The sequence below is a fragment of the Thermomicrobium sp. genome (genome assembly GCF_053493975.1).
This window is the reverse complement of sequence record NZ_JBRBZA010000037.1, coordinates 1-10,479: the sequence shown is the minus strand read 5'-3', so window position 1 is coordinate 10,479 and position 10,479 is coordinate 1. Positions and strand designations below refer to the sequence as shown.

Below are 10,479 nucleotides of genomic sequence, written 5' to 3'. Positions count from 1 at the left end.
ATCCCCACTAACATGATTGCCGGCCCTGGCGGGCCGGCGGGTCAGACACCGCCTGACCCCTACGCGGCGGGGAACCGCCGCCACCGTGGTGCCCTTGTCCCCGACCGGGGATCCGTGGCCCCACGCTGTAGGGGCGAGGCGCTGCCTCGCCCGCCGCGCGACAGCGCGGCAATACGCAGCGCGGCATTCAGCACTGCCGCCCCGTGTCCCAGCACCACGGTCGACGAATTCCCCAGCACGGGCCGACCCTCCCGGGCCAGCCGTTCAGGCGGTATCCGACCTCCTCGAGAACTCGTCGACTGCGCCGCCGGAGCTGAACCCCCGTGAGCGCGGCCCCACAGTGCCGCGTCGACCGGTGAGGCTATTCGTCGCGCTGACGAAGATTCCCCCGACCCGTTCGCTCGCCGAGCTTGTGGGATGACGGCAGCGCGAACCGGTTTCGGGACGGGCTCCAGCTGGCGACGGCCTTCCCATCGCGCCTGACTGGGCAGGCCATGAGTCCCCATCCGCCCGGTCACGAACAGCCAGGCCCTCCCGCAGCCGGCTCTGGCACCGAAACCTCCCACCTGACCGATCGGCCCGGACAGACGCGTCCCCAACCCGCTTCAGCCGACCGGCAGATCGCCCCTCGGGTTCCGGCTCCGAGCGAGCGCGGCCGGCTGTTTCCCCTCCCGGCCGAGCAGGCGCAAGAGGAGCTGCAGCTCGAACTGCGCTTCTGGATCGGTCAGATCGCGACCGAGCAGTGTGCCCGCCTGCTCCAACCGGTAGCGGACGGTGTTGGGATGCACCCCCAGTTCCTCGGCGACCGCGTTGACCGAAAAACGCGCTCGCACCCAGTGCACGAGCGTCTCGACCAGCCGGTCGCCGTGTCGTGCCCGCTCCAGTGGCCCGAGCCAAAGGGAAAGGAACGCGTGGCGCGCCTCGCCGTCCCCCGCTAGCACGCGCTCCAAGACCAGGTCCTCGTAGCGGTACAGCCCCGGCCGGCTCACGTACTCGAGGAGGGTGCAGGCCTCGCGATAGCTCCGGCGCACTCCGTCCGGCCCAGCGTGCGCCCGACCAGCCACTGCGGTGAGCCCACAGCCGGCCAACTCCTGCCAGATCCGCTCCAGGTGCGCCTCCTGTTCCACCAGCGCGATGACTTGGTCGTGCACGGTCGCCACCAGCGGTGCCGCCGCGAGCTGGCGCAGGACGCGGCGGACACGCAACGCCACCTGCTCGCGCCGCTGGAACGCTTCCACGGTGAGCGGCGGTTCGCCGAGCGCGATCACCGCGACGCGGTAGCACCGCGCCGGATCGTAGCCGAGCGCGCGTGCCCGCTCCAGCTCCTCCGGCGAGCCACTGAAGCGCCCCTCGATGACCGTTGTGAGAAAGGCATAGCCCAGCCGCGCCTCCAGCTGCGCCAGTTCCCGCTGCTGGGCGAAGAGCAAGGCGAACACCAGCGCTGCATGCTCGGCCGCCCGGAGATCCAGGCCGCTCAGCGGTTCAGCTCCCTCGATGATCCAGACGAGCCCGACCAGTTCCCCGTGGAGCCAGATCGGACAGACCACCCGCTCGCGCAAGCCCAGCTCCGGGATGGCCGGCACGCGATACGGCTGCGCCCCCTGCGGCGGCAAGTAGCCGCGAGCCGCCAGCCCCTCCTGGAGCCAGGCTGGTGCGCGACCCGACTCGATCGTCACCTGTCGGGCCGCGTCCTCGTAGGGTCCACGCTGGTAGTACGCCAGGAGCGTCCCGTCCGGTTCCTCGACCGTGATCGAGCGGCCGAGGAGTTCGCCCAGCGTGCGGACCAACCGATCGAGGCTGCGCGTCCGAGCCGCGGCTCGCATCAGCTCGCGGTGCAGCTTCTCGGCCCGCTCCAGTTCCTGCCACTGCTCGCGCAGGATGAGCTGGTGGACCGTCTCGGTGATGCGGACGAAGGGAATCTCCCACGGGATCTCGATGAGCGGTAGACCGACCTCCTCGGCAGCCGTCCGCATCGGGTCGGGGAAGCGCGCGAAATAGTGCGGGACCGCTAGACCGAGTGCCGCCACCCCGCGTTCGGCGAGCCGCCGTACCAGGTCCGCCAGCTCCCCGTCGCGGCGCGGCCAGGCGATGCCGGTGCTCAGCATCAGCATGCCGCGGTCGATCCACGGCAGGGGATCGGGCAGGTCGACCACGTGGACCCAGCGGACCCGCGCCTCCAGCCCGCTCGCTCCCGCTACCACCCGCGCACCCTGCAGGACGGGGAGATCCAAGAGATCAGCGACGCGCACGCTGTTCCTCCTGTCACGTCTTCCAAAAGTGCCTGCACAGAAGTGTACGCTGCTCCAAGACAGGAGGCTGGCCGGCCCAGCACGTGGGAGCTCGATACGCTTCGCCGGCAGGGGGCGCTGGTCGGGGCGAGACGTGCCTCGCGTGCTGCATCAGCGGCGCGACACCTGTCCCCTTGACCCCTCACCACCGCCCCGCGGTCCTCGGGCCACGGCGCCTCGTGCCGGCCCTCGCGCACCGCCGGGTCAGGCACCGCCTGTCCCCTACCAGGCGAGGTCAGTCGCCTCACCGGTGAGGGCCATCCGTTCCCGCGGCGTCAGGCCGCCGAACCAGGCAGGGGCGAGGCGCTGCCTCGCCCGCCGTGTCAGGGGCGCGGTCACACGGACGGCGGCAAATCGCCCCATGCGGATCACACAATCGCGGCATCGGATCGGCCACGGTCGGATTGGCCGGCCCCCCCGGGCCGGCGGGTCAGGCACCGCCTGACCCCTACAGGACGGGGGTTGCGCCTACCCGTCGCACCCGAATGCCCGACCAGGGACGCATGGCATACCCCTGTAGGGGCGACGCGCTGCCTCGCCCGCCGCGCCGAAGGCGCGGCACACACCGGTGCGCCTGCCGCGGCGGCGTCGACCATTCGCGCGGCGGTCATCGTGGCAGTACGGGACGATTGCCGGCCCTGGTGGGCCGGCGGGTCAGGCACCGCCCGACCCCTACCGGACGGGGATCACGCACCAGCCGCACGCACGTCGATCACCGCGGCGGTGGTATGCATCCGTCGCAGGACGCGATACGCACGCCGGGACGTGACGCGGTACCCCGTGTAGGGGCGGCGCGCAGTGCACCGACCTTTCCCGCCGTCTCGCGCCGCGCACCCGCGCGCTACACTTGTCAGGCGAGCTGCGGTGCCGGGGAGGAGAGGAGAGGAGAAGAGCATGCCAGCACGGAGCAAGGCGTTCCAGCGCGCGCTCGATGCGGCACTGGCTAATCACGCCCAGCGGGCAGCGCTCGAGCGGACACTCACCCGCTATCGCCAGCGACGCGCCGAAGCGTTCGCCGACGTCGACTTCGCCGCCCTGCGCACCGATCTCCGACGGCGCAAGGAGGCGGCGATCGCCCAGCTTCCCGAGCTCGTCGCCACGTTCCAGCGCCAAGCCGAGGCAGTCGGCGCCAATGTCCACCTGGCCCGCACGGCCGAGGACGCCCGCCGCTACATCGTCGAACTCGTCCAGCGCACCGGGGCACACCTGGTCGTCAAGTCGAAGTCGATGGCCACCGAGGAGATCCGCCTCAACGAGGCGCTCGAGCACGCCGGTGCTCGCGTCGTCGAAACCGACCTCGGTGAATGGATCGTGCAGCTGGCTGGCGAGCGACCGTCGCACCTGATCGGCCCAGCCATCCACAAGTCGCGCGAGCAGATCGCCGAGCTCTTCTCCCGGGTACTCGGTCGCCCGATCCCGCCCGACCCCCCGCAGCTGGTCGAGGTCGCTCGCCAGGAACTCCGCCGCGCCTTCATCGAGGCGGATATCGGCATCACCGGCGCCAATGCCGCCATCGCGGAGACCGGTACGCTCGTCATCGTCACCAACGAGGGGAACGCCGAACTGGTCGCGACTCTCCCGCCGATCCACGTCGCGGTCGTCGGTATCGACAAGATCGTCCCTACTCTCGACGACATCCCGCCGCTGCTGCGCGTCCTGCCCCGGGCCGGCGCTGCCCAGAAGTTGACCGTCCGCGTCCTCTTCATCACCGGTCCAACCCGCACGGCCGACATCGAGATCCAGTTGGTGCGCGGCGCACACGGGCCGCGCGAGCTGCACATCGTCCTGCTCGACAACGGGCGCCTGGCAGCGCGCCAGGATCCGGAACTGGTCGATGCCCTCTATTGCATCCGCTGTGGTGCCTGCTCGAACGTCTGCCCACCCTACCAGGTGGTCAGTGGACACCTCTTCGGACACATCTACACTGGCCCGATCGGTCTCCCCTTGACCGCGATCCATCACGGGCTGGAGGAGGCGGCCGACCCCCAGAGCCTCTGCGTCTCCTGCAATGCCTGCGAGACAGTCTGCCCGGTCGCCATCCCGATCCCGCGCCTCATCCTCGACGTGCGCGCCCGCGTCGCCGAGCGACTCGGGCTCCCCTTCCTCAAGCGAGCCGCGCTCGAGCGCTGGAGCGACCCGCGGAGCGGCGACCGTTGGGCCCGCCTGGCGGCGCTCGCCGCCGCACCGCTGGCCGACCGCGACGGCTACCTCCGCGCGCTTCCTTTCGTCGACGGCGCGACGAGCAGCCGACACCTGCCGGCCCCGGCCCGGCGGCCATTGCGCGACCGGCTGCGGCACTTGGCACCGGAGTCGGCCCGCGAACGAGCGGCCCCGCCGCCCCGCTTCGTCGGCAGCCGAGTCGTCGGCCAGACGGTCGCTTTCTTCCCCGGCTGCCTCATCGACCGGCTGCTGCCCGAGATGGGCGAAGCGGCCGTCCAGGTGCTGGAGGCCTGTGGCTGCCGCGTGGTCTTCCCGCTCGACCAGCACTGCTGCGGCTTGGTGGCCAACAACGCGGGCGACCGCCGGCACGCTCGCTCCCTGGCGCGACAGACGATCGAACTCCTCGAGCGCATCGAGGCCGATTGGATCGTCACCCCCTCGACCAGCTGCTTCGCGGCGATCGCACAGGACTATCAGTATCTCTTCCGCGACGAGCCAGCCTGGCGCGAGCGTGCCGCCCGCGCCGCTGCCCGCGTGGTCGACTTCGTCACCTTCCTCGACCGGATCGCCCAGCTCGGCCCGCAGGAGTGGTCGCGGCCTGGCCCAGTCGTGACGTACCACGACAGTTGCCAGTCGGCCAATGCGCTCGGCTTGCGCGAGCAGCCGCGGCGCCTCCTCAGCGAGGTCCTAGGCTGTACGGTGATCGAGATGGAGGAATCGAGCTTCTGCTGCGGGTTCGGCGGGACTTTCAGCTTGGACTACCCGGAGCTTTCGGCAGCGATCTTGGAACGCAAGCTGCGCACAGCGGGCGCGACCGGCGCGCCGCTCGTCGTCGCCGACAATCCGGGGTGTCTCTTGCAGATCCGCGGCGGACTGCACGCGCGCGGGAATCCACAACGGGCCGTCCATCTGGCGGAACTCGCCGCCGAGCGCCTGGCCGATCTCGCGCACCCGCCAGTAGAGCAGGGGGAACGCACGGTCCATGCACCAGCCTGAGCACCAACACACCCCAGCCAGCCTGCGGGCCGAGTACAAGCAGCGCGCGCTCGCTTGGGCGCTCGGCATCACGCTGGTCTTCATGGTGGCGGAGACGATCGGCGGCTGGCTGGCTGGCTCGCTGGCACTCCTGGCCGATGCCGCCCACATGGCGACCGACGCAGCAGCGCTCGGGCTGGCGCTGTTCGCCAGCTGGCTGGCGCGTCGGCCGGCCACACCGGCGCGCTCCTATGGCTTCTACCGGGCCGAGGTGCTCGCCGCGCTGGCCAATGCTGCCTTCCTCATGCTGGTTTGTGCCGGTATCTTTTGGGAAGCCTTCCAGCGCCTGCTCCATCCTCGACCGGTCGATGCTCCGCTGATGCTCGCCATCGCACTCGCTGGGCTGGCAGCCAATGGCGCCGCGGCGTGGGTCCTCTCGCGCGGCGCGCTGCATCGCCACGACGTCAACCTGCGGAGTGCCTTCCTGCACGTCGTCGGTGACCTGCTCGGCTCGATCGCGGCCATCGCCGCCGGCACGATCATCTGGCTCACTGGCTGGACGCCGGTCGATCCGCTGCTCTCGGCAGCCATCGGGGTGCTCGTCCTGCGGTCGGCCTGGCGCGTGCTGTGGGACTCGGTCGAGGTCCTGCTGGAAGCCACCCCCGCTCACCTCGACCCAGCAGCGATCCGGGCTGCCATGCGCACCGTCCCGGGCGTCGTCGATGTGCACGATCTCCATGTCTGGACGGTCACCAGCGGCTTCGTCGCGCTGAGCGGACACGTCGAAGTGGACGAGACGCGCCCCTGGCCAGCGGTGCTCCTCGAACTCGCCCAGATCCTGCGTGACCGCTTCGGGATCCTCCACGTGACGCTCCAACCCGAACGACCGGCTGGGCTCCCGGAAGCGTTCCGCGGCTGCTCGCTCGATTCACCGGAAGGCCTGCGCAGCTGCCTCTTGCCGCTGACCGAGGAGACCGCTACGACCCAGCGTTGACGCGTGGCGCCGCCCCGGAACGATGGCCACTCGCCACACGAGAGCGGACGACGCGCGCTGGGGTGGTAATCCCGGGGCAGTCGCTTGCAGAATCCAGTCGTTTCGTTACAATGCCTACAGCGACGAGCGGTACAGCCAGCGAAGCGGAGGACGAGGGTGAGCGCAGCAGAGACCGTCAAATTCGTATTGACCGAGGCCGATCTCCCGACGCACTGGTACAACCTGGCCGCCGATCTCCCCACGCTTCCCCCACCACCCATCCACCCAGCGACCGGGGAACCGGTGGGGCCGGCCGACCTCGAACCCCTCTTTCCGATGGAGCTCATCCTCCAGGAAGTGAGCCGCGAGCGCTGGATCGAGATCCCCGGGCCGGTCCTCGACGTCTACCGACTCTGGCGACCGACGCCCCTCTTCCGAGCCCGCCGGCTCGAGCGCGTGCTCGGCACACCAGCGCGCATCTACTACAAGTACGAAGGGGTCAGCCCAGCTGGGAGTCACAAGCCGAATACGGCGGTCGCCCAGGCCTACTACAACAAGCAGGCCGGGGTGAAGCGGCTCACCACCGAGACAGGAGCGGGTCAGTGGGGAAGCTCGCTCGCCATGGCCTGCGCCTTCTTCGGCATCGAACTCAAGGTGTACATGGTGCGGGCCAGCTATCTCCAGAAGCCGTACCGGCGCATCCTGATGGAGACCTGGGGAGCCCAGTGCGTCCCCAGTCCCAGCCCCGACACCGCGTCCGGCCGGCGCTTCTACGAGCAGGATCCGGAGCATCCGGGAAGCCTCGGCATCGCCATTTCCGAGGCAGTCGAGGACGCAGCCTCGCGCGCGGACACCAAGTACTCGCTCGGCAGCGTGCTCAACCACGTGCTCCTGCACCAGACGGTCATCGGGCTGGAGACACTCCGGCAGTTCGAGCTGGCCGGTGACTACCCGGACGTCATCTTCGGCTGTGTCGGAGGTGGTTCCAACTTCGCTGGCCTGACTTTCCCCTTCGTGCGGGACAAGCTCCAGGGGAAGGACGTGCGCATCGTCGCCGTCGAGCCGGCCGCCTGCCCATCGCTCACCCGCGGCGTCTATACCTACGACTTCGGCGACACGGCACGGACGACGCCGCTGCTCAAAATGCACACGCTCGGCCACACGTTCATCCCTGCCCGGATCCACGCCGGCGGCTTGCGCTACCATGGCATGGCACCACTGGTCAGCCACCTCTACGAGCACGGACTGATCGAGGCGGTCGCGCTCCCGCAGACCAAGGTGTTCGAGGGAGCTGTTCTCTTCGCCCGCGCCGAGGGGATCATTCCCGCTCCCGAATCGGCCCACGCCGTGCGCGCGGCGATCGACGAGGCCCGCCGCTGCGCCGAGACCGGCGAGGAGAAGGCGATCCTGATCGGGCTGAGCGGGCACGGCCACTTCGATCTGGCCGCCTACGAGGCCTACCTCGCCGGGAAGCTGGAAGACTACGAGTATCCGGAGGAAGCGATCCGCCAGGCACTCGCCGACTTGCCCACGGTCAGCGGCTGACCACCGCGAGGAGTTGACTTCTACCCACACCCCGCTGCCCCAGTCGTGCAGCGGGGTGCGGTCGCGCGTACCCCGATCGCGTCGCGAGCGGTGCTCGCGACGACAGCGTCACCGACTCGCCCGGTCGGATTCGCTATCCCGCTGTCGCCGACGTGCCGAGTACGATGATGGGTGCCCGATCGATCAGGGCACTTGGGTGACCGAGTGGGACGAGGCGCGTGCTGCGCCGCTCGGACCGCACCGCTCGCGCACCGGATCGAGCGTTCGCTCGGCTCGGTCCTGTAGTACACTGGATGCGATCGGGGGTCAGCGATGGCGTTCACCGTCGAGGAGTTCCGGAAGTTCCTGGATTTGATCGAGCAGCATCCGGAGTTGCGCGAAGAACTCCGGCGGTACGTGCTGACCCAAGAACTGCTGGCGCTCCCGACCGAGGTGCGCGACCTGAGTCGCCGTGTCGATCGGCTCGAGCAAGCGGTGGAGTCGCTCACCGAAGCCGTCCGGGAGCTCGTCACGGTCGTCCGCAGCCACGACGAGCGACTCTCCCGCGTCGAGCAGGAAGTCGCCGATCTCCGCGAGCTGATCCGCGAACTGGCCGAACTCACCCGGCGACACGACACCGAACTCCGCGAGATCCGTGCACTCCTGGCTCGCCAAGACGAGCGGATCGCTCGCCTCGAAGAGATCGCCGCCCGCCAAGAGGAACGCTTGGCTCGGCTCGAAGAGATCGCCGCTCGCCAGGAAGAACGCCTGGCGCGCCAGGAGGAGCGGCTCGATCGGCACGAGGAGCGTCTCGATCGCATCGAGATCGAGATGCGCGAGATGCGTGCCGCGATCACTACGCTGACCGAGGCCGTGACCGCATTGACCCGCAAGACGGAGGAGCATGACCGCCGACTGGACCGCCTGTCGCGCATCTACGGTGCCGAAGTCGAACTCCGCGCCTTGCGCCGGATCCTCGACCTCTACACGGCAGCTGGCTGGGAACCAGTGACCCGACCACGGGCAGTCGCCGTGAACGGCGAGTTCGACGTCGTCGTGCTCATGCGGCACCCCGATCGGGGAGAGTACTGGTTCGTCGTCGAGGCGAAGGCCCGCCTCCATCCGCGCGATGTCGTCGAGTTCGCCGGCAAGCTCCAGCGGCAGCAGGTCCGCCGAGCCCTCCGCGAGCAAGGGGTCAGCGGCCTGACCATGGCGTACCTCTACGGCTATTCGGTCGATCGCCGAGTCGACGAGGCGGCCCGCTCCCTGGGGATCGGCATCCTCGACGAACTCGGCGAAGCGGTCGCCCCTCAGCCCGTCACGCTGGACTGAGTCTCGTCGGCGAGCTGGCGTGCGGTCCGGAAGATCGCGTCCAGCATCGCCTCGTCGAGCAATCCCGTCTGCGTATTGCGCCGGCTCGGATGGTAGCTGGCGAGGAGCCACAGCGAACCGGTGCGCCCGGGGAGCGTTGGCCATCGATAGAGCGCGCCGTGCCGGAAGCGCGGCCGCGGCGTCGCCACGTCCCCCACCGGCTCGGGCTGTCCCGCACCGAGTTCGCGCAGGGCGGCTCGCGCCGCTTCGAACGCGATCTGGCCGAGGCAGACGAGCACGCGAGCCTGCTCGAGGAGCCGCAGTTCCTCGACGAGATAGGGCCGGCAGCGCGCGAGTTCCTCCCGCGTCGGCCGATTGTCGGGAGGAGCACAGCGGCAGGCCGCCGTGATGTACGCCTCGCTCAACGCGAGTCCATCGCCGCGATGGCGGCTCACTGGCTGGTTCGCCAAGCCCGCGCGGTACAGCGCACGGCAGAGAAAGTCACCCGAGGCATCGCCAGTGAACATCCGTCCCGTCCGGTTCCCCCCGTGCGCCGCGGGCGCGAGCCCGATGACGATCACCCGTGCCAGGGGATCGCCGAAACCAGGGACCGGCTTTCCCCAATAGTCCTCGTCACGATACGCCCGGCGCTTCGCCTGCGCGACAGTCGCCCGATAGGTGACCAAGCGCGGGCAAGCCGTGCACGCGACGATCCGCTGGGCGAGTGCGTTCAGTCGGTCGACCGTGCAGTCCATCGGTGCCTCCAGGAGGAGTGTGCGCCGAGCGGGGTCGATCGCGCCAGCCAGCACGGGCCGCCTGTGCCAGTACGCTCCCCACATGGGTGCGCCCGTGCGGCGCACCCCACGTGCCGATCGTACGCGAGCGAGCCACGCGGCCGAGTGATCGACCAGCACGGCAGGTGTCCGGGGCTGCCGCCGCGTGAGCCGAACGCCCCGCGAGCCCTTGCGCCAGCCTGTCCGGGCGCGCTCGGCCGCCCGTGCCCTACACCCGTCCCCTGGGAGAGCGGGCAACCCAGCCGCGCTCGCTCTGGCTGGGGCCAGCGCTGCCTGCTCTGCCAGCCCACGCGGGTCGAGCGCGGCGGACGATGCACCGCGTCGCCCCTCCGAGGGGAACGCGCGCCAGCCTGATCAGCGGGCTGCTGTCCGGCGTCGTGCAGTGCCGAGGGGCGTGCACCGGCGAGGCGGATGAGCTGCGGCGCGGAGCGGTCCGGTGCAGCCTGACCGGCTG

At 70.0% G+C, this 10,479-nt stretch carries 6 protein-coding genes; 4 read left to right on the top strand and 2 right to left on the bottom strand.

All coding sequences use genetic code 11. From position 1 onward, the window contains the following. Positions 1 to 605 precede the first annotated feature (605 nt). Positions 606 to 2,249, bottom strand: coding sequence for a PucR family transcriptional regulator (locus ACWIVK_RS07050; protein WP_448575938.1), 1,644 nt, complete (start codon positions 2,247 to 2,249; stop codon positions 606 to 608). Positions 2,250 to 3,182: 933 nt separating this feature from the next. Between ACWIVK_RS07050 and ACWIVK_RS07045 the strand changes: the two genes are divergently transcribed. The 4 genes from ACWIVK_RS07045 (at position 3,183) to ACWIVK_RS07030 (ending at position 9,252) form a co-directional block, all read left to right on the top strand. Next, positions 3,183 to 5,444: an LUD domain-containing protein gene (locus tag ACWIVK_RS07045; RefSeq protein WP_448575937.1), complete on the top strand. Its 2,262-nt coding sequence runs from the start codon at positions 3,183 to 3,185 to the stop codon at positions 5,442 to 5,444. Continuing rightward, on the top strand, positions 5,431 to 6,417 hold the full coding sequence (locus ACWIVK_RS07040; RefSeq protein WP_448575936.1) for a cation diffusion facilitator family transporter: 987 nt from the start codon (positions 5,431 to 5,433) through the stop codon (positions 6,415 to 6,417). Before ACWIVK_RS07045 ends, ACWIVK_RS07040 begins: the two co-directional genes overlap by 14 nt. Before the next feature lie 156 nt (positions 6,418 to 6,573). Further along, complete coding sequence (locus tag ACWIVK_RS07035) at positions 6,574 to 7,941, top strand: TrpB-like pyridoxal phosphate-dependent enzyme (RefSeq protein WP_448575935.1); 1,368 nt, start codon at positions 6,574 to 6,576, stop codon at positions 7,939 to 7,941. 312 nt (positions 7,942 to 8,253) lie between these two features. Next, positions 8,254 to 9,252, top strand: coding sequence for a hypothetical protein (locus ACWIVK_RS07030; RefSeq protein ID WP_448575934.1), 999 nt, complete (start codon positions 8,254 to 8,256; stop codon positions 9,250 to 9,252). On the opposite strand, the gene ACWIVK_RS07025 is transcribed toward ACWIVK_RS07030, so the two are convergent. Continuing rightward, complete coding sequence (locus tag ACWIVK_RS07025; RefSeq protein ID WP_448575933.1) at positions 9,231 to 9,986, bottom strand: uracil-DNA glycosylase; 756 nt, start codon at positions 9,984 to 9,986, stop codon at positions 9,231 to 9,233. The genes ACWIVK_RS07030 and ACWIVK_RS07025 overlap by 22 nt on opposite strands. Between the last annotated feature and the right edge of the window lie 493 nt (positions 9,987 to 10,479).

Excerpts from the sequence above, each read along its gene's own strand:
- ACWIVK_RS07045 (WP_448575937.1), top strand. The coding sequence starts at position 3,183 with ATGCCAGCACGGAGCAAGGCGTTCCAGCGCGCGCTCGATGCGGCACTG.
- ACWIVK_RS07040 (WP_448575936.1), top strand. The coding sequence starts at position 5,431 with ATGCACCAGCCTGAGCACCAACACACCCCAGCCAGCCTGCGGGCCGAG.
- ACWIVK_RS07030 (WP_448575934.1), top strand. The coding sequence starts at position 8,254 with ATGGCGTTCACCGTCGAGGAGTTCCGGAAGTTCCTGGATTTGATCGAG.
- ACWIVK_RS07025 (WP_448575933.1), bottom strand. The coding sequence starts at position 9,986 with ATGGACTGCACGGTCGACCGACTGAACGCACTCGCCCAGCGGATCGTC.